General features: G+C 70.5%; 19 protein-coding genes and 1 tRNA gene. 8 read left to right on the forward strand and 12 right to left on the reverse strand.

The window, feature by feature from the left end:
* Positions 1-6: 6 nt before the first annotated feature.
* On the reverse strand, positions 7-1014 hold the full coding sequence (locus AN215_RS11820) for a J domain-containing protein (protein WP_245694404.1): 1008 nt from the start codon (positions 1012-1014) through the stop codon (positions 7-9).
* A 97-nt stretch (positions 1015-1111) separates the two neighbouring features.
* A complete protein-coding gene (locus AN215_RS11825; RefSeq protein ID WP_070009506.1) occupies positions 1112-1414 on the reverse strand; it encodes a winged helix-turn-helix transcriptional regulator in 303 nt (100 codons plus the stop codon).
* A gap of 221 nt (positions 1415-1635) precedes the next feature.
* On the opposite strand from AN215_RS11825, the gene AN215_RS11830 reads away from it, so the two are divergent.
* Entirely contained in the window at positions 1636-2295 is a 660-nt protein-coding gene (locus tag AN215_RS11830) for an FMN-dependent NADH-azoreductase (protein ID WP_070009077.1), read from the forward strand.
* A gap of 300 nt (positions 2296-2595) precedes the next feature.
* Positions 2596-3501, forward strand: a complete 906-nt coding sequence (locus tag AN215_RS11835; RefSeq protein WP_079122909.1) for a universal stress protein — start codon at positions 2596-2598, stop codon at positions 3499-3501.
* A gap of 57 nt (positions 3502-3558) precedes the next feature.
* Here the strand turns inward: AN215_RS11835 and AN215_RS11840 are convergent, their stop codons facing one another.
* A complete protein-coding gene (locus AN215_RS11840; RefSeq protein WP_245694406.1) occupies positions 3559-7257 on the reverse strand; it encodes a hydantoinase B/oxoprolinase family protein in 3699 nt (1232 codons plus the stop codon).
* A 345-nt stretch (positions 7258-7602) separates the two neighbouring features.
* Here AN215_RS11840 and AN215_RS11845 point away from each other — a divergent pair, with 345 nt between their 5' ends.
* Together AN215_RS11845 and AN215_RS11850 are read left to right on the forward strand one after the other, a co-directional pair.
* Positions 7603-10191 (forward strand): sensor histidine kinase, encoded by a 2589-nt coding sequence (locus AN215_RS11845; RefSeq protein ID WP_070009078.1) that lies wholly within the window; start codon positions 7603-7605, stop codon positions 10189-10191.
* A gap of 44 nt (positions 10192-10235) precedes the next feature.
* A complete protein-coding gene (locus AN215_RS11850) occupies positions 10236-10913 on the forward strand; it encodes a response regulator (protein ID WP_070009509.1) in 678 nt (225 codons plus the stop codon).
* 28 nt (positions 10914-10941) lie between these two features.
* Here AN215_RS11850 and AN215_RS29825 read toward each other — a convergent pair whose 3' ends face one another.
* The 3 genes from AN215_RS29825 to AN215_RS11865 all read right to left on the reverse strand — a co-directional run bounded on the left by AN215_RS29825 (position 10942) and on the right by AN215_RS11865 (position 12613).
* On the reverse strand, positions 10942-11097 hold the full coding sequence (locus AN215_RS29825; RefSeq protein WP_171904166.1) for a hypothetical protein: 156 nt from the start codon (positions 11095-11097) through the stop codon (positions 10942-10944).
* Positions 11098-11188: 91 nt separating this feature from the next.
* Positions 11189-11401, reverse strand: coding sequence for a ferredoxin (locus tag AN215_RS11860; protein WP_070009079.1), 213 nt, complete (start codon positions 11399-11401; stop codon positions 11189-11191).
* Between the two features lie 3 nt (positions 11402-11404).
* Positions 11405-12613: a cytochrome P450 gene (locus AN215_RS11865; protein WP_070009080.1), complete on the reverse strand. Its 1209-nt coding sequence runs from the start codon at positions 12611-12613 to the stop codon at positions 11405-11407.
* A gap of 183 nt (positions 12614-12796) precedes the next feature.
* Here AN215_RS11865 and AN215_RS11870 point away from each other — a divergent pair, with 183 nt between their 5' ends.
* Positions 12797-13477 carry a GbsR/MarR family transcriptional regulator gene (locus AN215_RS11870; RefSeq protein WP_070009081.1) on the forward strand — a complete coding sequence of 227 codons (681 nt, stop codon included), beginning with the start codon at positions 12797-12799 and terminating at the stop codon, positions 13475-13477.
* 90 nt (positions 13478-13567) lie between these two features.
* Here AN215_RS11870 and AN215_RS11875 read toward each other — a convergent pair whose 3' ends face one another.
* The 6 genes from AN215_RS11875 to AN215_RS11895 all read right to left on the reverse strand — a co-directional run bounded on the left by AN215_RS11875 (position 13568) and on the right by AN215_RS11895 (position 18675).
* Positions 13568-14242, reverse strand: a complete 675-nt coding sequence (locus AN215_RS11875; protein WP_070009082.1) for a potassium-transporting ATPase subunit C — start codon at positions 14240-14242, stop codon at positions 13568-13570.
* 5 nt (positions 14243-14247) lie between these two features.
* Positions 14248-16347: a potassium-transporting ATPase subunit KdpB gene (gene kdpB, locus AN215_RS11880; RefSeq protein WP_420856088.1), complete on the reverse strand. Its 2100-nt coding sequence runs from the start codon at positions 16345-16347 to the stop codon at positions 14248-14250.
* Between the two features lie 38 nt (positions 16348-16385).
* A complete protein-coding gene (gene kdpA / locus AN215_RS11885; RefSeq protein WP_070009084.1) occupies positions 16386-18047 on the reverse strand; it encodes a potassium-transporting ATPase subunit KdpA in 1662 nt (553 codons plus the stop codon).
* 7 nt (positions 18048-18054) lie between these two features.
* Positions 18055-18144: a K(+)-transporting ATPase subunit F gene (kdpF, locus tag AN215_RS29160; protein ID WP_070009085.1), complete on the reverse strand. Its 90-nt coding sequence runs from the start codon at positions 18142-18144 to the stop codon at positions 18055-18057.
* Positions 18141-18329 carry a hypothetical protein gene (locus AN215_RS29545; RefSeq protein ID WP_139140722.1) on the reverse strand — a complete coding sequence of 63 codons (189 nt, stop codon included), beginning with the start codon at positions 18327-18329 and terminating at the stop codon, positions 18141-18143. Before AN215_RS29545 ends, kdpF begins: the two co-directional genes overlap by 4 nt.
* 262 nt (positions 18330-18591) lie before the next feature.
* Positions 18592-18675: transfer RNA gene (locus tag AN215_RS11895), tRNA-Leu, on the reverse strand.
* Positions 18676-19050: 375 nt separating this feature from the next.
* Here AN215_RS11895 and AN215_RS11900 point away from each other — a divergent pair.
* The 3 genes from AN215_RS11900 to AN215_RS11910 are packed head-to-tail and all read left to right on the forward strand — an operon-like array spanning position 19051 to position 21991.
* Positions 19051-19878: an FHA domain-containing protein gene (locus AN215_RS11900; RefSeq protein WP_070009086.1), complete on the forward strand. Its 828-nt coding sequence runs from the start codon at positions 19051-19053 to the stop codon at positions 19876-19878.
* A 9-nt stretch (positions 19879-19887) separates the two neighbouring features.
* Positions 19888-20397, forward strand: a complete 510-nt coding sequence (locus tag AN215_RS11905) for an FHA domain-containing protein FhaB/FipA (protein WP_070009087.1) — start codon at positions 19888-19890, stop codon at positions 20395-20397.
* A 22-nt stretch (positions 20398-20419) separates the two neighbouring features.
* Positions 20420-21991, forward strand: coding sequence for a PP2C family protein-serine/threonine phosphatase (locus AN215_RS11910; RefSeq protein ID WP_070009088.1), 1572 nt, complete (start codon positions 20420-20422; stop codon positions 21989-21991).
* Positions 21992-22003 lie beyond the last annotated feature (12 nt).

Genomic DNA, 22003 nt, shown 5'->3' on the forward strand with positions numbered 1-22003 from the left:
TCTCTCTCAGTTCTCTTCCGTGCCGGCGCCGGGCGTCCCTGCCGCGCCGGCCTGTCCTGCCACGCCGGCCTCCCCGGTCGCACCGGCCTGGCCGCTCGTACCGGCGTCGCGGACCTGGATCAGCCGCGCAAGTTCTCGCTCGCGTCCGGCCACCTGCTCCAGCAGCTGCTCGGCGATCTCGTCCAGCAGCGCGTCCGGGTCGTCCGGGGCCATCCTCAGCATCGCACCGATCGCGCTCTGCTCCAGCTCCGTGACCATCGCCGTGAGCACCTCCTTCCGCTCCGCCAGCCACTCAAGGCGGGCGTAGAGGAGTTCGCTCTGCGGCACCGTCGGTTCCGGTTCCTCTTCGCGCGGCCCGTTCTCCCACTCGTCCAGCAGCGCCCGCAGGGTGTCCGCGTCGCCGTCCGCGTAGGCCTTGTTGACCCGTACGAGGAACTCCTCGCGGCGCTGCCGCTCCGCGTCCTCCTGCGCCAGGTCGGGGTGTGCCTTGCGCACGAGTTCTCGGTACGCCTTGCGCGCCTCCTCGCTCGGACGCACGCGGCCGGGCGGCTGCACGTTCTGCCCGGTGAGCATGGCGGTGGCCTCGGGCGGCATGCCCTTGGAGTCGATCCAGCCGTGGAAGAGCTCCTCGACCCTGGGCATCGGCAGCACGGCGGCCCGCGCGTCCTGGGCCTTGCGGAGATCCTCCGGGTCGCCGCTGATGGCCGCGGTCACCTCGAGGATCGAGGCGTCGAGCTCGTCGAGGCGCGCGTACATCGGGCCGAGGCGCTGGTGGTGCAGGCGTGAGAAGTTCTCGACCTCCACGCGGAACGTCTCGACCGCGATCTCGAACTCGATCAGTGCGTTCTCCGCCGCCCGCACCGCCTTCTCCAGCCGGTCCGTGCCCGGCTCACCCGGGCCCCCGGTCCCTCCCGCCCCGGCGGTGCCGGAGGCTTCGGCGGCCCCCGCGGGATCCTCGGACCGTTCCGGCGGCTGCTCCGGCTCTTCGGCTTCCGCTTCCGGGTTCGCTTTCATCGGGCCCACCCTACGGAAGCCCGCCCCGCCATTCCCAGCGAGTGCCGCGACCCGACGATGCCCGCCCGTCGGGGAGCGTGCGGGCCGGACCGCGGTGTCAGGCCCTGAACTCCGAGGGGCAGCCCGGCGCTTCGTCCGGAAGGTGCGTGTCCGCCCACCGCGTCAGCTCCGTCATGGCCGGCCGCAGCGCCAGTCCGGCGTCCGTGAGCCGGTAGCTGACCCGCAGCGGCGGGCCCTCCTCGACGGTGCGTACGACGAGTCCCAGCGACGCCAGCTCGGTCAGCCTGTCCGAGAGCATCCGCTCACTGATTCCGGGCACCGCGCGCCGGAGCTGGGCGAAGTGGCCGGGCCCGTGCATGAGCGCCGCGAGCACCAGCCCGGTCCAGCGCTTGCCCAGCATCTGGAAGACGCGCGTGATGCTGCTCTCGGGCTCGCTGCACGCGCCGGCGAGACCGGGCACCCCCTCTTCCTGTGCCGACGCCGTGTGCGTCTGTTCCCGCGGCTCCGCCATGCCTCAAGGGTACTGCGCCCACACAAGGGGATGAAAAAAAGTAAGTAGCTGTGTTATTAATAGGTGCGAACGCAACAGTACCTCCTTACATTCACCAAGGAGCTTCCCTCATGGCTACTCTGCTTCACCTCGACTCGTCCGTCTTCCCGCACGACGGCTCCGTCTCGCGCGACGTCGGCGCGTCCTTCCGCAAGGCATGGGAGGCCGAGCACCCGGACGGAACGGTCGTGTACCGCGACCTGGCCGCCGACCCGCTCCCGCACCTCGACGGTGTGGCCGCCTCCAGCGCCTTCGCCCCGCCGGAGACCCACAGCCCGGAGCAGTCGGTGGCGTACGCGCTGCGCGACAAGCTGGCCCGCGAACTGGAGCAGGCGGACGCCGTGCTGATCGGCGCGCCCATGTACAACTTCACGGTCCCCTCGACCCTCAAGGCGTGGATCGACCAGGTGGTCCTCAACGGGCGCACATTCGGCACGGACACCCCGACCGCCGCGGGCACCCCCACCGTGGTCGTGGCCAGCCGCGGCGGCGGATACGGGCCCGGCACGCCGCGCGAGAGCTGGGAGTTCGTACAGAGCTACCTGGCCAAGATGCTCGGCGAGGGCATGGGCCTGGAGCTGGAGTTCGTCGTGCCGGAGCTCACGCTGGCCGCCCGTACGCCCGGCATGGAGTCGCTGGTCGACCTCGCGGAGGCCTCGCGCACCAAGGCACACGAGACGGCGGGCGCACACGGCAAGGCCCTCGCGGCACGCTTCGCGGCGGCGGTCTGAGACCGGCTCCCCGCACGTGACGCAGCCGCGGCCGCACGTATCGCAGCCGCACTTGCCGCCGTGCCCTCGGCGCAGCCGTCTCGGCCTCCGCCGCACGCGGCTGGGCCCGGCGGACCTGGACGGCCCGCCGGGCAGCAGCCGTCACCATGCCCGTAAGACCCTGGTCCCGGCCCGTTCGGCCCTCGTACGGCACCGTGCCCGGCACGACCCTGAGGGTGAGCAGGGAAGAACAAGGCAGCAGCGGACCGGCCCGCGGGCGCGGGTGCAGCGAGCGGGCGGACGGGCGGAAGGAGCGCGGCTGTGGAGACGAGCGTTGTGGAGACGGGCAACGAAGTCGTCGTCGGAGTGGACGGATCCGAGGTGAGCCTCGCGGCCATGGAGCACGCCGCGGAGGAGGCCGCACTGCGCGGTACCGGTCTGCGGGTCGTGCAGGTGCTGAGCTGGCCGACGGCCCCCGTCCTCCGCGGAGTTACGGTGGCCGGGTCCGCGGCGGAGGCGTTCCACAGCCGTGCGGAGGCGAGCGTGGAGGAGGCCGTCTCACGCGCCCGTACGACCGCCCCCGGTGTGGAGGTGACCGGCTCCGTCGCCATGGGTGAGGTCCTCCCCGTGCTCACGGAACTGTCCGCGCCGGCCTCGCTGATCGCCGTCGGGAGCAAGGGCAGGGGCGCGTTCTCCGGGCTGCTGCTCGGCTCCGTCGCCATGCACCTCGCCTCGCACTCCCGCTGCCCGGTGCTGGTGGTACGCGGCACGGCCGAGCCCTCCGGACCGGTCATGGCCGCGGTGGACGGCTCCGCCGCGAACCGTGCCGCGGTCGCGTTCGCCTTCGAAGAGGCGTCGCTTCGGGAGGTGGATCTCGTGGCGACTCATGTGTGGTCCGAGTGGTCGGTGCCTCCCACGGTTCCCCGTGACCCGTCCGAGGCGTACGCCCGTAAGCCCGGTGAGCTGCGGGACGAGGAGGAGGCGCTGCTGTCCGAGGCGCTCGCCGGGCACGCGGGGCGGTATCCGGACGTACGGGTGGAGCACCGCGTCCTGCGCGGACGCACCCGGGAGCGGCTGATGGACGCGAGCAAGGGCGCGCGGATGCTGGTCGTGGGCGCCCGGGGGCACGGCGGCTTCACAGGGATGCTGCTGGGTTCCGTCAGCCAGGCCGTGCTGCACCACGCTCACTGCCCCGTCGTGGTGGTGCCGGCGGAGGGCGACCGCTGAGGGAGGGCACGCCGCCGTGAGCAGGCGGACCGCCACGTGGCGCCCCTGACGCCGTTTCTACCCGCCGTCGCGCGGCGGCCCGTATCCGCCGCCGCCCGGGGTCTCCACCACCAGCACGTCGCCGGGCTCCACCTCGGCCGAGTCGCACGCACCCATGATCAGGCTGCCGCCGGCCGCCCGTTCGATGCGGTTGGAGCCCAGTGCGCCCGCCGCGCCGCCTGCCATCCCGTACGGAGGCACCCGGCGGTGGCCCGACAGCGTGCTCACGGTCATCGGCTCACGGAAGCGGATCCGGCGCACGGCACCGTCCCCGCCGCGCTGCCGCCCCGCCCCGCCGCTGCCGTGGCGGATTGCGAACTCCTCGACCAGCACGGGCAGTTGCGTCTCCAGGACCTCGGGGTCGGTGAGCCGGGAGTTGGTCATGTGCGTCTGCACGACCGGAGCGCCGTCGAAGCCGTCACCGGCACCGGAGCCCGACGCCACGGTCTCGTAGTACTGGTGCCGCTCGTTCCCGAACGTGACGTTGTTCATCGTCCCCGAGCCCTCCGCCTGTACGCCCATCGCGGCGTAGAGCGCGCCCGTGATCGCCTGTGACGTCTCGACGTTGCCCGCGACGACGGCGGCGGGATGGACCGGAGCCAGCATCGAGCCCGGCGGGATGATGATCCGCAGCGGCCTCAGACAGCCGTCGTTCAGCGGGATCTCGTCGCCGACGAGAGTGCGGAAGACGTAGAGGACGGCGGCGGTCACCACGGACGTGGGCGCGTTGAGATTCGAGCCGAGCTGCGCCGAGGTGCCGGTGAAGTCCACTGTCGCCGAGCGGTGTTCGCGGTCCACCGAGACCCGTACGGAGATCACGTGGCCCGCATCCGTCTCGTAGCGGTACTCGCCGTCGTCCAGGGCGTCGACGACCTTGCGTACCGACTCCTCGGCGTTGTCCTGCACGTGCCGCATGTACGCCTGCACCACGTCCAGGCCGAAGTGGCCGATCATTCTGCCGACTTCCTCGACGCCCTTCCGGTTGGCCGCGATCTGCGCGCGGAGGTCCCCGAGGTTCGTGTCCGGGTTGCGGGACGGGAAGGGCGCCTCCGTCAGCAGCCGCCGCGTCTCCTCCTCACGGAGCCTGCCGTCCTCGACGAGCAGCCAGTTGTCGAAGAGCACGCCCTCCTCGTGGATCTCACGGCTGCCGGCCGGCATGGATCCGGGAGTCAGCCCGCCGATCTCGGCGTGGTGGCCGCGGGAGGCGACGAAGAAGAGAATCCGCGCGTCCGCCGGGTCCGCACCCTCAGCGCGATCCTCGAAGGCGGGTGTCACGACGGTGACGTCCGGCAGATGAGTGCCGCCGTTGTACGGGTCGTTGACGGCGTAGGCGTCGCCCGGCTTCATCGTCCCCGCCCGGCGGCGGATCACCTCCTTCACGGTGGTGCCCATCGAGCCCAGGTGCACGGGGATGTGCGGGGCGTTGGCGACGAGATCGCCGTCCGGGCCGAAGAGGGCACACGAGAAGTCGAGCCGTTCCTTGATGTTGACGGACTGCGCGGTCGACTCCAGCCGCGCGCCCATCTGTTCGGCGATCGACATGAAGAGGTTGCCGAAGATCTCCAGGAGGACCGGGTCCGCCTCGGTCCCCACGTCCGCCTCGCCCCGCGCGGCCACGCGCCGCACCAGCAGATGGCCCTCGGGCGTCACGTCCGCACGCCAGCCGGCGTCGACGACCGTGGTGGCGTTGGCCTCCGTGATGATCGCCGGGCCCGGCACACGGTCGCCGGTCCGCAGGGAACCCCGGCCGTGCAGTGGAACGTCCCGCCATGCTCCGCCCGTCCAGAGGCACACGGTGCTCACGCCGCCGTCCCCGCGCTCCCCGCGTTCCCCGTCCCGCCCGTCGTCACCGGAGCCGTCCGCACCGCCGAGGGCCGCGAGCCCCGGCTGCTCCGTGACGCCGACCGCCTCCACCGATACGGCCTCCACGACGACCGGACGGTCCATGAGGAACGAGTACGTGGCACGGTGCCTCGCTTCGAACGACTCCGTCATGGCGTCCGGCCCGGCGAGCTCCACGGCCAGCGCGGTGTCGGTCCCGTCGTAGCGGAGCCGGGCGCGGCGCGTCACCCCGATGTGTCCTGCGGGGATGTCCTGGTCGAGGAGTTCCGCACGCGCCGCCGACTCCAGGTCCGCGGCGAGCGCCCGGATGTGCTCCATGTGCTCCCCGGCGAGGGGGAGTTCCACGGACTGCTCACGCATCGCGGTGGTGTCGGCGAGGCCCATGCCCAGGGCGGAGAGCACCCCGGCCATCGGCGGCACCAGGACGGTACGGATGCCGAGGGAGTCGGCCACCGCACACGCGTGCTGGGCACCCGCACCGCCGAAGGTGGTCAGCGCGTACCGCGTGACGTCGTGGCCCTTCTGCACGGAGATGCGCTTGATCGCGCTGCCGATGTTCGCCACGGCGATCTCCAGATACCCCGCCGCGACCTCCTCCGGGGACCGGCTGTCGCCCGTACGTTCACGGATCTCGCCGGCCAGAGCGGCGAACCGCTCCCGCACCGTCCGGCGGTCCAGTGACCGGCGGCCGTCCGGACCGAAGACGTGCGGGAAGTGTGCGGGCTGGATGCGGCCCAGCATCACGTTGGCGTCGGTGACGGTGAGCGGGCCGCCGCCACGGTACGAGGCGGGTCCCGGGTGGGCGCCGGCCGAGTCCGGCCCCACCCGGTAGCGGCTGCCGTCGAAGTGCAGAACCGATCCGCCCCCGGCTGCGACGGTGTGGATGTCCAGCATCGGAGCCTGCAGCCGTACGCCGCCCACCTGCGCGGTGAACACCCGCTCGTAGCCGCCCGCGAAGTGCGAGACGTCGGTCGACGTGCCGCCCATGTCGAAGCCGATCACCTCGTCGAAGCCCGCCAGTCGGGACATCCTCGCCATTCCGACGATGCCGCCCGCCGGGCCGGAGAGGATCGCGTCCTTCCCGCGGAAGTGGCCGGCCTCCGCAAGGCCGCCGTTGGACTGCATGAACATCAGCCGCACCCCCCGCAGCTGCTCGGCGACCTGCCCCACGTAGCGCCGCAGCACGGGCGACAGATAGGCGTCGACTACAGCCGTGTCGCCGCGCGGCACCAGCTTCATCAGAGGGCTGACCTCGCTGGACAGGGAGACCTGCGGGAAGCCGGTCCGCTCTGCGAGCTCCCCGACGGCCGCTTCGTGTCCTGGGTGCAGGTGGCTGTGCATGCACACCACCGCCACCGCGCGGATGCCGTCGTCGTACGCGCACCGCAGCCGAGGGGCGAGCCCTTCGAGATCGGGCGCCCGCAGCACCGTGCCGTCCGCGGTGATGCGCTCGTCCACCTCGATCACCCGCTCGTACAGCGCCTCCGGCAGCGTGATCGCCCGGTCGAAGATGTGCGGGCGGTTCTGGTAGCCGATGCGCAGCGCGTCACGGAAACCCCGTGTGATCACCAGAGCGGTCCGCTCACCCTTGCGTTCGAGCAGGGCGTTGGTGGCGACGGTGGTGCCCATCCGTACCGTCTCGATCTCCTCGCCCGCCACGGCCGCGCCTTCCGCCGTCCCCAGGACCGTACGGATTCCCTCGACGGCTGCGTCCCTGTAGCGGGGGCTCTCGGACAGCAGCTTGTGCGCCAGCAGTGTGCCGTCCGGCCGCCGGGCCACGACGTCGGTGAAGGTGCCGCCGCGGTCGACCCAGAACTGCCACCGTCCGCCGGCGCCGTCGCCTGCTTCTGCTCCGCTGTGCACGGTCCCGGTCACGAACCACCTCCGGAGTACGCAGTGAATGCGGGCCAGCGACCGGCGGGTGGCCTCCGCACCACTGTGGGAGCCTCCGGCCGTTTCCGCGCCGCCCCGCCCACGGCGGGCGTGGCGTCCGTCCCGGCGAGGGCCGGGCCGGACGCCTGGCGGCCTGCTGCCGGTGTCCATCAGGGCCGCGTCAGGATCGACCGTTGGGGCGTCAGGACTTCGTCAACGGACGCCGCGCGTGTCCGTCCGGGGAGTTTGCTCTTGCGTGAGCTCGCATCCGCGGCTCGCCGTCCGACGTCTCCGAGTCCGACGCGGAGGACGAACGTCCCCGCACCCGACGTGAAAGACAATGGAGCCATGGCCCGCGGCAATCTGCGCATCTACCTCGGTGCCGCCCCCGGCGTCGGCAAGACCTACGACATGCTCTCCGAGGCACACCGGCGCCTGGAGAGGGGCACGGACGTCGTGGTGGGCTTCGTCGAGTGCCACGGACGGCCGCGCACCGAGGTGCTGCTGCACGGCCTGGAGCTGGTCGCGCGCCGCGAGATCACCCACCGGGGCGCGGAGTTCACGGAGATGGACGTCGACGCCGTCCTCGCACGCGCTCCGGCCGTGGCCCTGGTCGACGAACTGGCGCACACCAACGTCCCCGGCTCCCGGAACGCCAAGCGGTGGCAGGACGTCGAGGAGCTGCTGGAGGCCGGAATCACCGTGATCTCCACGGTCAACATCCAGCACCTGGAATCCCTCGGCGACGTCGTGGAGTCCATCACCGGGGTCCGGCAGCGCGAGACCGTCCCCGACGAGGTCGTACGCCGCGCCGACCAGATCGAGCTGGTGGACATGTCGCCGCAGGCGCTGCGCAGACGTCTCGCACACGGCAACGTCTACGCGGCGGACAAGATCGACGCCGCCCTCTCCAACTACTTCCGGCCCGGGAACCTCACCGCGCTGCGCGAACTCGCCCTGCTGTGGACGGCCGACCGCGTCGACGAGTACCTCCAGCAGTACCGCGCCGAGAAGGGCATCTCCTCACCCTGGCCCGCCCGCGAACGCATCCTGGTCGGTCTCACGGGCGGACCCGAGGGGCGGACGCTGATCCGCCGGGCCACGCGCATCGCCGCCAAGGGCTCGGGCAGCGAGATCCTCGCCGTGTACGTGTCCCGAAGCGACGGCCTCACCTCGGCGTCCCCTGAGGAGCTGGCCGTACAGCGCAACCTGGTCGAGGGCCTGGGCGGCACCTTCCACACCGTCGTCGGCGACGACATCCCCGACGCCCTCCTGGAGTTCGCCCGGGGCGTCAACGCCACCCAGATCGTGCTCGGCATCAGCCGCCGCAACGCCTGGCAGTACCTCTTCGGGCCCGGCGTCGGCGCCACCGTCGCACGCGAGTCCGGTCCCGACATCGACGTACACATCGTCACTCACGAACGCGCCGCCAAGGGCCGCGGACTGCCCGCGGCCCGCGGAGCACGCCTCGGACGCAGCCGCATCGTCGCCGGCTGGCTCACCGGTACGGCCGGGCCCGCACTGCTCACCGTCCTGCTGACCGCCGCCGGCCCCGGGCTCGGACTGGCGAACGAGATGCTGCTCTTCCTCACCATGACCGTGACGGCCGCACTGCTGGGCGGTCTGCTGCCGGCCGTCGTGTCGGCGGTCGTCGGATCGCTGCTGCTGAACTACTTCTTCACCGCCCCGGTCCGCACCTGGACCGTCTCCGACCCGCAGAACATCCTGGCCATCGTCATCTTCGTGGTGGTCGGGGTCGCCGTGGCCTCCGTGGTGGACGTGGCCGCCCGCCGCACCGCTCAGGCGGCCAGGCTCCGTTCCGAGGCCGAGATCCTCAGCCACCTCGCGGGCAGCGTGCTGCGCCACCGGGTCTCCCCAGCAGAACGAGCTTTCCCCGCGCGGCCGGGAGACGGGACGGAACTGCCCGTCCTGCTGGAACAGGCCCGCGAGACCTTCGGCATGGAATCGGCGGCGCTGCTGGAGCGGGGCGGGAGCCGCGAACGCTGGAGGTGCGCCGGCAGCGTAGGACCGGACCCTGCGGAGCATCCCGACGACGCCGACGTGGACGTCCCCGCCGGTGAGGGAACGACCCTGGCGTTGCGCGGCCGCGTGCTGCCCGCCGAGGACCGCCGCGTACTGGGCGCCTTCGCCGCTCAGGCGGCCGTCGTACTGGAACGCCGGCGGCTGATGGACGAAGCCGAACGGGCCCGCCGCCTCGAGGAGACGGACCGTATCCGCACGGCACTGCTCGCCGCCGTCTCCCATGACCTGCGTACGCCGCTGGCCGCCGTGAAGGCGTCGGTGTCCTCGCTGCGTTCCGGCGACGTCGCCTGGTCCGCGGAGGACGAGGCCGGGCTGCTCGCCGCAATCGAGGAAGGCGCCGACCGGCTCGACCACCTCATCGGCAACCTGCTGGACATGAGCAGGCTGCAGACCGGCGCCGTTTCCCCGCTCATGCGCGAGACCGACCTCGACGAAGTCGTACCGCTGGCCCTCAAGGGCGTGCCCGAATCGGCGGTCAGGCTGGACATCCCCGAGACCCTCCCGATGATCGAGGCCGACCGGGGGCTGCTGGAGCGGATCGTCGCCAACATCGTCGAGAACGCCGTCAAGTACAGCCCAGGGGACGAGCAGGTCCTGATGTCCGCCAGTGCCTTCGGCGAGCGCGTCGAGCTGCGCGTCATCGACCGCGGCCCCGGCGTGCCCGACGCCGGCAAGGACCGCATCTTCGAACCGTTCCAGCGCCACGGCGACGTCCCCGGCGGCGACGGCGTCGGCCTCGGCCTCGCCGTCGCCCGCGGCTTCGCCGAAGCCATGGGCAGCACCCTCACCGCCGAGGACACTCCCAGCGGAGGCCTGACCATGGTGCTGACTCTCACAACCGCCCCCGGCAGGCCCGCGGCCCGCCCCGATCTCACCGCGGAAGCCACGTCATGACGGAGTCCCGGGCCGACGCCCCGCGGCACGAAACAGCCGGACGGATGGCGCGAGTGCTCGTCGTGGACGACGAACCACAGCTCGTCCGGGCCCTCACGATCAATCTGCGTGCCCGCAAGTACGAGGTGGACGCCGCGCACGACGGCGCCTCCGCCCTTCACCTCGCCGCCACCCGGCACCCCGACGTGATCATCCTCGACCTCGGCCTGCCCGACATGGACGGTGTCGAGGTCATCAGCGGACTGCGCGGCTGGACCCGCGTCCCGGTCATCGTGCTCTCCGCCCGGCACGCCTCCGACGAGAAGGTGGAGGCCCTCGACGCCGGCGCCGACGACTACGTGACCAAGCCCTTCGGCATGGACGAACTGCTCGCCCGCCTGCGAGCGGCCGTACGCAGGGCAACCCCCGCCGACGAGGAGGACGTCGTCGTCGAGACCGGGGCGCTCACCTTCGACCTCGCGGCCAAGAAGGTCAGACGGGACGGCTCCGACGTCCGCCTCACCCCGACCGAATGGCACGTGCTCGAAGTGCTCGTACGCAACTCCGGCCGCCTGGTCACCCAGCGCCAGCTGCTTCAGGACGTGTGGGGGCCGAGCTACGAGACCGAGACCAACTACCTGCGCGTCTACATGGCCCAGCTGCGCCGCAAGCTGGAGAAGGACCCCGCGCACCCCCGGCACTTCATCACCGAGTCCGGCATGGGCTACCGCTTCGAACGCTAGGGCGAGGAGTGCGGGGCCCGTCAGGCACTCAGCGGGTCACCGCGAACATCAGCGCGACGACGAGGATCGCCAGGGCCCCGAGGGTGGCGCCTGTGAGGGAGGGCCCGAAGTTCGTTGCGACGCCCTTTTCACTGCGCCTGATGCCTGTCGCGCCGAGGACGAGGGCGAGCGGGCCGGTGACCACGGCGACCGCATCGCCGATGACCGGGACGAAGGAGAATGAGTGCAGGGCACTGCTCCCGTCGTCGCCGTGGCCCTGACGGGCCGCTCCGGCGTCAGGAACTCCCGGGTTCCGGCTCGCTGAGGGTGATCGCCCCGGAGGGGCAGACACCGGCGGCCATCCGTGCGGCCGCGCGAGCGGCGGTGGGCGGCTCGGCGCGCAGCAGGAGGACGTGGCCGTCGTCGGCATCCTGGTCGAAGACCTCAGGGGCGGTCAGCGCGCACATCCCGGCGCCGATGCAGCGCTCTGCGTCCACAGCGATCCTCATCGGTCACGCGTCCCAGGTGACCGGCAGGCTCTTCACGCCGTGGACGTCCGCGGTCTCCGGGCGCAGGGCGACCGCTTCCGGCGGTACGGCCAGGCGCAGCGTCGGGAAGCGGCCGAACAGCGCGGGGAAGGCGACCCGCATCTCGACGCGGGCCAGCTGCTGACCCAGGCACTGGTGGACGCCGTGTCCGAAGGCCAGATGCCCCCCGTTCTGGCGGCGCAGGTCGAGCACGTGAGGATCGGCGAAGCGCTCGGGGTCGCGGTTGGCGGTGTTGAACGACAGGATCACCGGCGAGCCGGCCTCGATGATCTGGCCGCCCACCTCGGCGTCCTCCAGCGCCGTCCTCATGAACGTCTTGGCGACGCTGAGGTACCGCAGCAGCTCCTCCACGGCCGCGTCGGCGAGCGCGGGATCGGCGCGCAGCGCGGCCGGCTGCTCCGGGTTGCGCAGCAGCGCGAAGGTGCCGAGGGCGAGCATGTTGGCGGTGGTGTCGAGCCCGGCCGCCAGCAGGATCAGGGCGATCCCCTTCAGCTCCTCATCCGTCAGATCGGTGTCGGTGAGGTCGCTGAGCACGTCGTCGGTGGGGTTCGCGCGCTTGGCGGCCACGAGCTCCGCGAGGTAGTCCTGGGTCGCGGTGTAGGCCGCGATCAGGTCCTCGTCGCTCGTCTCCCCGTTCATGAACATCTCGACCTGCTCCTGGAAGGACCCCCGGTCCTCGTACGGCACCCCCAGCAGCTCACAGATCATGATGGCGGGGATGGGCTTGGCGAACGCCGTCACCAGGTCCGCCGGCGGTCCGGCCTTCTCCATGGCGTCGAGGTGGCCGGCGGTGATCTGCTCGACGCGCTCGGTGAGCAGCCGCATCCGCCGCACGGTGAACTTGCCCATGAGCGGCTTCCGGTAGCGGCTGTGCAGGGGCTCGTCCATGAGGAGGAACTCGCCGGGCGGCGCCGGGGGGACCTCGATGTCCCCGTAGTCGATGGTCGGGTGGTGGCGCATGAGCTCCTTGCGTGAGCTGAACCGCGGGTCGGCCAGCACCGACCTGACCAGGTCGAATCCGGTGATCAGCCAGCCGGGCTTCCCGCCGGGGAAGGTGTAGCGGCTGATGGGGCCGTGCCGGCGGGCGTCGGTCAGCTCCGCGGGCGGGTCGAAGGGGCAGCCGGGCTGACGCGCGGTCGGCAGCGTCGCGACGGCATGCGGGGATTCACCCATGGCCATTCCTCATCTCGCGATAGTGCGCGTTCAAGGTGAACTGAAAGCTACGTTGCATTCAGGATCTCGTCAATCCAGTTTCTGCCATTAATGCAGGTAGAGCGCCGTTAATTGATGCAATGACACTGAGACAGAACGCAATGGGGCGTTGCAATGAATGACGGTGAAGGCAATACTGGCGGCATGCCAGGAGGACGACTGACCCAGCAGGAGCGCCAGCGCATCGCGGCCGGACTCGCCGACGGTCTCTCGTACGCCGAGATCGCCAGACGGCTGGACCGGCCGACGTCGACGATCAGCCGGGAGGTCGGACGCAACGGCGGCCCCAGCGGCTACCGGCCCCGGCAAGCACACCAGGAGACGGGCCGGCGGGCCCGGCGCGGCACACCCGCACCCCCACGCGCCGCCGGACCGCAGGGCAGTACGACCGGGATGGAAGAGGAGATCATCGAGCTGGCGGTCAGGGCGGGGATGCCGAGGACGGCGGCCCGCGTACACATCGACCTGATGCTGTCCGAGGACGGCAGGCGCACCGCCGCCGAGCTGACCCGGAGGCTGAAGGTCAGCCCGGCGTCCGTCTCCGTGGCCGTGAACGGCCTGGCCCAGCAGGGGTTCATCCGGCGCGAGCGCGACCCGCAGGGGCGTCGCGACATCTACGTGATCGACGACGACGCCTGGTACCACTCGATCCTCATCGGCGCGCGGCACACACTCGAATCGGCGCGGCTCGCCATGGCCGCTGCGGAGAGGCTCGGCCCCGACACCCCCGTGGGCAGGCGGCTGACCAAGGCGGGGACGTTCCTGGAGCGGGTCGTCCTGGACGAGCTGGAGTCGGCCGACCGCTGGCGCTCCCTCCTGGCGTGACGGGCCCCGGGCCGCGGGACCTCGGCGCCGGGGAGCCCGCGGCGCGAGCGGCTCCCCGGGCAGCGGTCTCCTGACGCGGCTGAACTCCCGTCACTTCCGGGCGAGTTCCTTCAGCGCGATGTTGAGCTGAAGGACGTTGACCCTGGGCTCGCCCATGAAGCCGAGAACCCGGCCGTCGGTGTGGTTCTCGGCCAGCCGCTGGACCTGTTCGACGGGCAGACCGTTCTTCTCCGCGACGCGGCGTACCTGCAGTTCCGCGTACTGGGGCGATATGTGCGGGTCCAGGCCCGAGCCGGACGAGGTGACCGCGTCGGCCGGCACATCTGAGGGCCTCGGGGTGTAGTCCTTCGTACGGTTGTCCGCGACGGCCGCCTTCTTGGCGTCCTTGACCCACTGGAGCAGTTCGGGGTTGTCGGCGGACCGGTTGGTGGCTCCGGAGACGATCAGCGAGTACTGGGTGTTGACGCTGTTGGTCCCCAGCCCGCCCGACGGGCGCGGCTGGAACCACCGCAGGTCCGGCCGCGGCACCTCCTCGTCGTCGCCGGAGTCCCTCTTCGGCAGGTCGTACCTCTGGCCTATCAGCGAGGAGCCGGCGACCTCGCCGTCCGATGTGACCTCCGAACCGTTGGCCTTGCCGTTGAAGAAGGCCTGGGCGACGCCGGTGACGGCAAGCGGGTACAGCAGGCCCGTCACCACCGTCAGTACGAGAAGGGCACGGAGCGCGGCTCCGAGGAGGCGCGCGGTGCTGCTTACCGAGTTGTTCATGGCGATCAGCCGATTCCGGGGATGAGGGAGATGAGCAGGTCGATGATCTTGATGCCGGCGAAGGGGGCGATCAGGCCGCCGAGTCCGTAGATCCCCAGGTTGCGGCGGAGCATCCTGTCGGCGCCGGTTGGCCGGTAGCGCACGCCCCGCAATGCGAGCGGCACCAGAGCGACGATGATCAGCGCGTTGAAGACGACCGCGGAGAGGATCGCGGACTGCGGAGAGGACAGCGCCATGACGTTGAGCTTCTCCAGGCCCGGATGGACCACGGCGAACATCGCCGGGATGATCGCGAAGTACTTCGCGACGTCGTTGGCGATGGAGAAAGTGGTCAACGCGCCCCGGGTGATGAGGAGTTGCTTGCCGATCTCGACGACCTCGATGAGCTTCGTCGGGTCGGAGTCCAGGTCGACCATGTTCCCGGCCTCCTTGGCGGCCGAGGTGCCGGTGTTCATCGCGACTCCGACGTCCGCCTGCGCGAGGGCCGGTGCGTCGTTGGTGCCGTCGCCCGTCATCGCCACGAGCTTCCCGCCCGCCTGCTCGCGCTTGATCAGCGCCATCTTGTCCTCGGGCGTGGCCTCGGCGAGGTAGTCGTCCACGCCGGCCTCGTCGGCGATGGCGCGTGCAGTCAGCGGGTTGTCGCCCGTGATCATGACCGTCCTGATGCCCATGCGGCGCAGCTCGTCGAACCGCTCCCGCATGCCCTCCTTGACCACGTCCTTGAGATGGATGACACCGAGGACACGTGCGCCCAGGTCGTCCTCCACCGCGACGAGCAGCGGCGTACCGCCCGCCCCCGAGATGGCGTCCGCAGCGGCGGCGGCGTCCTCGGCCACCGGCCCGCCCCGCTCCCGGACCCACGCGAGGACGGAACCTGCCGCGCCCTTGCGGACCCGGCACCCGTCCACGTCCACACCGGACATGCGGGACTGAGCGGTGAAGGCCACCCACTCGGCGTGCACGAGCTCGCCCTGGTCGCGCTCGCGCAGGCGGTACCGCTCCTTGGCGAGGACGACGACCGAGCGGCCCTCGGGCGTCTCGTCGGCGAGCGAGGAGAGCTGTGCCGCATCCGCCAGTTCGGCCTCGCTGACGCCCTCGACCGGGACGAACTCGGCGGCCCGGCGGTTTCCGAGGGTGACGGTGCCGGTCTTGTCGAGCAGCAGGGTGGAGACGTCCCCCGCCGCTTCGACCGCCCGGCCCGACATCGCGAGCACGTTGCGCTGCACCAGCCGGTCCATGCCGGCGATGCCGATGGCCGAGAGCAGCGCGCCGATGGTGGTCGGTATCAGACAGACCAGCAGCGCGATCAGCACGATCACGGGCTGCTCCCGGCCCGCGTGGACCGCGAACGGCTGAAGCGTCACGACAGCGAGCAGGAAGACGATGGTGAGGGACGCGAGAAGGATGTTGAGCGCGATCTCGTTGGGCGTCTTCTGACGGGCGGCACCCTCCACGAGCTTGATCATCCGGTCGATGAAGGTCTCACCCGGCTTCGCCGTGATCTTGATGACGATGCGGTCGGAGAGGACGCGCGTACCGCCGGTGACGGCGCTGCGGTCGCCGCCGGACTCCCGGATCACCGGCGCGGACTCGCCGGTGACGGCCGACTCGTCCACGCTGGCGACCCCGTCGACGACGTCACCGTCGCCGGGGATGATGTCGCCAGCCTCGCAGACGACCAGATCACCGATGTGCAGGCCGGTGCCGGGCAGTCGTTCCTCCGTGGCGCCGCTGAGCCGCCGCGCGACGGTGTCGGTCCTGGCCCTGCGCAGGGTGTCGGCCTGCGCCTTGCCGCGTCCCTCGGCCACCGCCTCGGCGAGGTTGGCGAAGACCGTCGTCAGCCAGAGCCAGGCGGCGATGGCCCAGCCGAACCAGTCGGTGGGATCCATCAGCGCGAAGACCGTGGTCAGTACGGAGCCGGTCAGCACCACGAACATCACGGGCGACTTGATCATCACCCGGGGATCGAGCTTCGCGACGGCGTCCGGGAAGGACCTGACCAGCTGCTTGGGGTCGAAGAGACCTCCGCCGACGCGACCGCGTCCGGGCTTGTGACCCCTGTGCACGTCGCTGTGCGGCGCGCGGGTCGGAGAGACGCTGGACATGGAGCCGGGCTCCTCGTGTTTCTGTGTCGAGGTGGTCATCAGGCCAGCCCTTCTGCGAGCGGCCCGAGCGCCAGCGCCGGGAAGTACGTCAGACCGGCGATGATCATGATCGTTCCGACCAGCAGGCCGGTGAAGAGCGGCTTCTCGGTGCGCAGGGTTCCCGCGGTGGCGGGCACCGGCCGTTGTCCGGCCAGGGAGCCTGCCAGCGCCAGTACGAACACCATCGGCAGGAAGCGGCCGAGCAGCATGGCCAGCCCGATGGTGGTGTTGAACCACTGGGTGTCGGCGTTGAGGCCCGCGAAGGCCGAGCCGTTGTTGTTGGCGCCCGAGGTGAAGGCGTAGAGGATCTCGGAGAAGCCGTGCGCCCCCGAGTTGGTCATCGAATCGGCCGGAGTGGGCAAGGCCGTCGACGCGGCGGTGAAGCAGAGCACCAGCGCCGGAGTGATCAGGATGTAGCAGGCCGCCAGCTTGATCTCGCGGGTCCCGATCTTCTTGCCCAGGTACTCGGGCGTACGGCCGACCATCAGTCCCGCGATGAACACCGCGACGACCGCCATGATCAGCATGCCGTACAGACCCGAGCCGACCCCGCCGGGTGCGATCTCGCCGAGCTGCATCCCCAGCATCGTGATGCCGCCGCCGAAGCCGGTGAAGGAGGAGTGGAAGGAGTTGACCGCTCCGGTCGAGGTGAGCGTGGTCGCCACCGCGAAGATCGACGAGCCGCCGACCCCGAAGCGCGTCTCCTTGCCTTCCATCGCACCGCCGGCGAGGTCCAACGCCGGGCCGCCGTGGTGGAATTCGGTCCACATCATCAGCGCGGTGAAGCCGATCCAGATCGTCCCCATCGTGGCGAGGATCGCGTGGCCCTGCCTCAGGGAGCCGGTCATCCTGCCGAAGGTCCGCGTCAGCGCGAAGGGGATGACGAGGATCAGGAAGATCTCGAACAGGTTCGAGAACGGGGTGGGGTTCTCGAAGGGGTGGGCGGAGTTGGCGTTGAAGTATCCGCCGCCGTTGGTGCCGAGTTCCTTGATGACCTCCTGGGAGGCGACGGCCCCGCCGTTCCACTGCTGAGTCCCCCCGGAGAACTGTCCGACCTCGTGGATGCCGGCGAAGTTCTGAATGGCCCCGCAGGCGACGAGCACCACCGCCCCGATCACCGACATCGGGAGCAGGATGCGGACGACACCGCGCACCAGGTCCGCCCAGAAGTTCCCCAGCTCACCGTTGCGGCTGTGCGCGAAGCCCCGCACGAGCGCGATGGCGACGGCGATGCCCACAGCCGCCGAGACGAAGTTCTGCACCGCGAGCCCGCCGGTCTGCACGACGTGGCCCATGGCCTGCTCGCCGTAGTACGACTGCCAGTTGGTGTTCGCGACGAAGGAAGCGGCGGTGTTGAACGCCTGGTCCGGGTCGATGGAGGAGAAGCCGAGCGAACCGGGCAGGCCGCCCTGGAGCCGCTGCAGCAGATAGAGGAAGAGGACGCCGGCGGCGGAGAACGCGAGCACACCGCGCAGATAGGCGGGCCAGCGCATCCCGGTGCCGGGGTCGGCGCCGACGGCCTTGTACATCCACTTCTCGACCCTCAGATGCCTGGTCGAGGAGTAGACGCGGGCCATGTGGTCACCGAGCGGGCGGTACGTCAGAGCCAGCGCCGCCACGAGCGCGAGCAGCTGGAGCACAGCGGCGAGGAGAGGGCTCATCTCGGGCTCAGAACCTCTCCGGGTGCAGCAGCGCGAATGCGAGGTAGCCCAGCAGGGCGGCGGCCACGACGAGGCCGACGATGTTCTCGGCGGTCACAGCTTTGCCACCCCCTTGGCGATGACGGCCACCAGCGCGAAGACCGCGATCATGGTGACGACGAAGGCCACGTCGGCCATCGTGAGCTCCTGGAAGAGGTTCGGGAATGTTCGGTCTTCCAGATGAAAAGCCCACTTCCGCGGGGACGCAGCAGCCGTTGATGGCTTCCATACGGCTGCGGGCACGACCTTGACGGCTCCCTGACGCCTCCGGGGCCGGCAACGAGCAGCGGCCTCGCGTGATCAACTCCGGTCGCCGCAACCGAAGATCATCAACAGGGGCCCGTACTATGGAAATGTCCGGGTACGTGCCCTTATGCGCGGAAACGGTGCACACGTAGAAGGTCAAGCGGCTCAAGGGGCGGCTGGAGCCCTCGCCGCAACGGAGAAAGGGCCCCCGCCGCGACTTTCGTCACTGACGGAGACCCGTTTCGTCGGTGTCTCTCTGTGCGCGAGGGGGGAGTTGAACCCCCACGTCCTTTCGGACACTGGAACCTGAATCCAGCGCGTCTGCCTATTCCGCCACCCGCGCATCGGGTGCCTCCCGCCTCGGCGGGAAGTCGGCCGGCAGGCTTCCTCGGAAGTACCCGCCGACGTCCAGAAGATTAGCACGCTGGCGGCGGTGGCTTCACATCCGCATCCGCCCCGCAGGAGGCCGCGCGACTACGGGACACTGGCTTCGGGGACACCTCGATCCATGCGAGGGTGTCACCGCGACGGCGAGGGAGTGTGACGGTGTGAGAGGTGACACTCCTCCGCAGGGCCCCACTGGGGAACCACCCGATTTCCCCACGCGTGGATACGATCAGTAAGCAGTACCGGACCGACGTACGAACACAGCATGCGCACCCCCGGGTGACACTGGGAAGCGCACTAGAGCCGAGGGCATCTGGGAAGGAGGTGCAACGTGGGAGTTCTGAAGCGCTTCGAGCAGCGACTTGAGGGTCTGGTCAACGGCACCTTCGCGAAGGTGTTCAAGTCCGAGGTACAGCCTGTGGAGATCGCGGGCGCCCTCCAGCGTGAATGTGACAACAACGCGACGATCTGGAACCGCGAGCGGACCGTGGTGCCCAACGACTTCATCGTCGAGCTGAGCGCACCCGACTACGAGCGCCTCAGCCCGTACTCCGGTCAGCTGGGGGACGAACTGGGCGGAATGGTACGCGACTACGCGAAGCAGCAGCGGTACACCTTCATGGGATCGGTCAAGGTCCACCTGGAGAAGGCCGAGGAGCTCGACACCGGTCTGTACCGGGTCCGCAGCCGCACCCTCGCCTCCAGCGCCTCACAGCAGCAGCCGCAGCGCTCCGCGAGCGCACCCGGCAACGCCTATGGCGGCCAAGGCGGTTACCCGCCCGGCCCCGGTCCGGTGGGCGCGCCTCCCATGCCGGCGGGCCCGCCGCCCGGCTACGCTCCCGGCGGCGGTTCCGGCGGCGGCTCCATGCCCCGTGCCGAGACGAGGCGCTGGATCGAGATCAACGGCAACCGCCACCAGATCTCGCGGGCCACCCTCGTCCTGGGCCGCAGCACCGAGGCCGACGTGCGCGTCGACGACCCCGGAGTCTCGCGCAGGCACTGCGAGATCCGCGCGGGAGACCCGGCTTCGATCCAGGATCTGGGATCGACCAACGGCATCGTGGTGGACGGACAGCACACCACTCGCGCTACGCTCCGCGACGGCTCACGCATCGTCGTGGGCAGCACCACGATCATTTACCGGCAAGCCGAAGGGTGAAGCGGGGGCATGTCAGAGCTGACCCTCACGGTCATGCGGCTGGGTTTTCTCGCCGTACTGTGGCTGTTCGTCATCGTGGCCGTGCAGGTCATCCGCAGCGATCTGTTCGGCACGCGCGTGACGCAGCGCGCCGCACGCCGTGCCGAGGGCCAGCGGCCGCAGCAGCGCCAGCAGCCCCCGAGGCAGCAGAGCGGCCGCCGCGGCGGAGGCGGCCGCGGGCGGAACGCGCCCAGCAAGCTGGTCGTCACAGAAGGGTCGTTGACCGGCACCACGGTCGCGCTGCAGGGTCAGACCATCACGCTCGGCCGTGCGCACGACTCCACAATCGTGCTGGATGACGACTACGCCTCCAGCAGGCATGCCAGGATCTACCCGGACCGTGACGGCCAGTGGATCGTCGAGGATCTCGGGTCCACCAACGGCACCTATCTCGACCGGACCCGACTCACCACGCCGACGCCGATTCAGCCCGGAGCACCGATCCGTATCGGCAAGACGGTCATCGAGCTGCGGAAGTAGTACAGATCATGACGACCGGAGGGTGGGCACCGTGCGGATGTATCCGGAGCCGACGGGCGAGGTGCGCATGAGTCTGTCACTGCGCTTCGCCGCCGGGTCTCACGACGGCATGATCCGGGACCACAACGAGGACTCCGGATACGCGGGCCCGCGCCTGCTCGCGGTCGCCGACGGCATGGGCGGCCAGGCCGCCGGAGAGGTCGCCAGCTCCGAGGTGATCTCCACCATCGTCCAGCTCGACGAGGACATCCCCGGCTCCGACATCCTCACCTCGCTCGGTGTCGCGGTGCAGCGGGCCAACGACCAGCTGCGCGTCATGGTGGAAGAGGACCCGCAGCTCGAAGGCATGGGCACGACGCTCACCGCCCTGCTGTGGACGGGCCGGCGGCTCGGCCTCGTACACGTCGGCGACTCCCGTGCGTACCTGCTTCGTGACGGACAGCTCACGCAGATCACCCAGGACCACACCTGGGTGCAGAAACTGGTCGACGAGGGGCGCATCACCGAAGAGGAAGCCACGACCCACCCGCAGCGCTCCCTGCTGATGCGCGCGCTGGGCAGCGGCGACCACGTCGAACCGGACCTGTCCATCAGGGAAGTACGTGCCGGGGACCGGTATCTCATCTGCTCCGACGGTCTCCCGACCGTCGTCAGCCCGCAGACCATCGAGGAAGCACTCGCCAGCTACCAGGGCCCGCACGAGACGGTGCAGGACCTGATCCAGCTCGCGCTGCGCGGCGGCGGCCCGGACAACATCACGTGCATCGTGGCCGATGTCGTCGACGTCGACGAGAACGACGCCCTGGGGCGGCAGTTGAACGACACCCCCGTGGTCGTCGGTGCCGTCGCGGAGTCCCAGACGCCGCTCGGCGGCGCAGGCGCGATGGGGACGCCTGCGGCGCGCGCGGCCGAACTCGGCCGCAGCGCGGGCCAGTCCGTACCTCCGCAGAACCACCCGGGCGAAGGCTTCGGCCCGCCCGGAAGCGGCGACATGGGCGGCCCCCCGTCCGGCAGCTTCGGCACATACACCGAGGACGACTTCATCAAGCACCGCGGCGGCAGAAAGTGGCTGCGCCGCTCGCTGTGGCTCACGATGATCCTGATCATCGTCGGCGGCGGACTGTACGGCGGCTACCGCTGGACACAGACCCAGTACTACGTCGGCGCCAACGACGACCATGTCGCGCTCTACCGCGGGATCAGCCAGGAACTCGCGGGCATCAGCCTGAACGAGGTCTACCAGGACCGCCCCGCAGTCGAACTCAAGTACCTGCCCGGCTACCAGCGCAACCAGGTCCGCGAGACCATCGCGGCCAGCAGCGTCGCCGAAGCCCGCGACAAGGCCGACGAGTTGGAGCAGCAGGCCGAGGTCTGCCGCATCGTCGCCGAGCAGCGCGTACAGCCCCCGGCCGACGAGGGCAAGAAGAAGGAAGAGCAGGACAAGCAGCAGGAAGCGGGCGGGAACAAGACCGGCGCCGCCGAGGGCTCCTCCAGCAGCAAGGACCCGGGCAGCAGCGACTCCCCGTCGCCGTCGCCCACCCAGAAGCTCTCGGAGAAGCAGCAGCAGCTCGCCAAGCAGTGCACCGCGCCGTAGGGGGGCTCCGGC

This window comes from Streptomyces abyssalis (assembly GCF_001751365.1).
In the GTDB taxonomy this organism is placed as follows: Bacteria; Actinomycetota; Actinomycetes; order Streptomycetales; family Streptomycetaceae; genus Streptomyces; species Streptomyces abyssalis.

Coding starts and splice junctions, on each gene's coding strand:
- AN215_RS11820 (WP_245694404.1), bottom strand. CDS start 1,014: ATGAAAGCGAACCCGGAAGCGGAAGCCGAAGAGCCGGAGCAGCCGCCG.
- AN215_RS11825 (WP_070009506.1), bottom strand. CDS start 1,414: ATGCTGGGCAAGCGCTGGACCGGGCTGGTGCTCGCGGCGCTCATGCAC.
- AN215_RS11830 (WP_070009077.1), top strand. CDS start 1,636: ATGGCTACTCTGCTTCACCTCGACTCGTCCGTCTTCCCGCACGACGGC.
- AN215_RS11845 (WP_070009078.1), top strand. CDS start 7,603: ATGGCCCGCGGCAATCTGCGCATCTACCTCGGTGCCGCCCCCGGCGTC.
- AN215_RS11850 (WP_070009509.1), top strand. CDS start 10,236: ATGGCGCGAGTGCTCGTCGTGGACGACGAACCACAGCTCGTCCGGGCC.
- AN215_RS11860 (WP_070009079.1), bottom strand. CDS start 11,401: ATGAGGATCGCTGTGGACGCAGAGCGCTGCATCGGCGCCGGGATGTGC.
- AN215_RS11865 (WP_070009080.1), bottom strand. CDS start 12,613: ATGGGTGAATCCCCGCATGCCGTCGCGACGCTGCCGACCGCGCGTCAG.
- AN215_RS11870 (WP_070009081.1), top strand. CDS start 12,797: ATGCCAGGAGGACGACTGACCCAGCAGGAGCGCCAGCGCATCGCGGCC.
- AN215_RS11875 (WP_070009082.1), bottom strand. CDS start 14,242: ATGAACAACTCGGTAAGCAGCACCGCGCGCCTCCTCGGAGCCGCGCTC.
- kdpB (WP_420856088.1), bottom strand. CDS start 16,347: ATGTCCAGCGTCTCTCCGACCCGCGCGCCGCACAGCGACGTGCACAGG.
- kdpA (WP_070009084.1), bottom strand. CDS start 18,047: ATGAGCCCTCTCCTCGCCGCTGTGCTCCAGCTGCTCGCGCTCGTGGCG.
- AN215_RS11905 (WP_070009087.1), top strand. CDS start 19,888: ATGTCAGAGCTGACCCTCACGGTCATGCGGCTGGGTTTTCTCGCCGTA.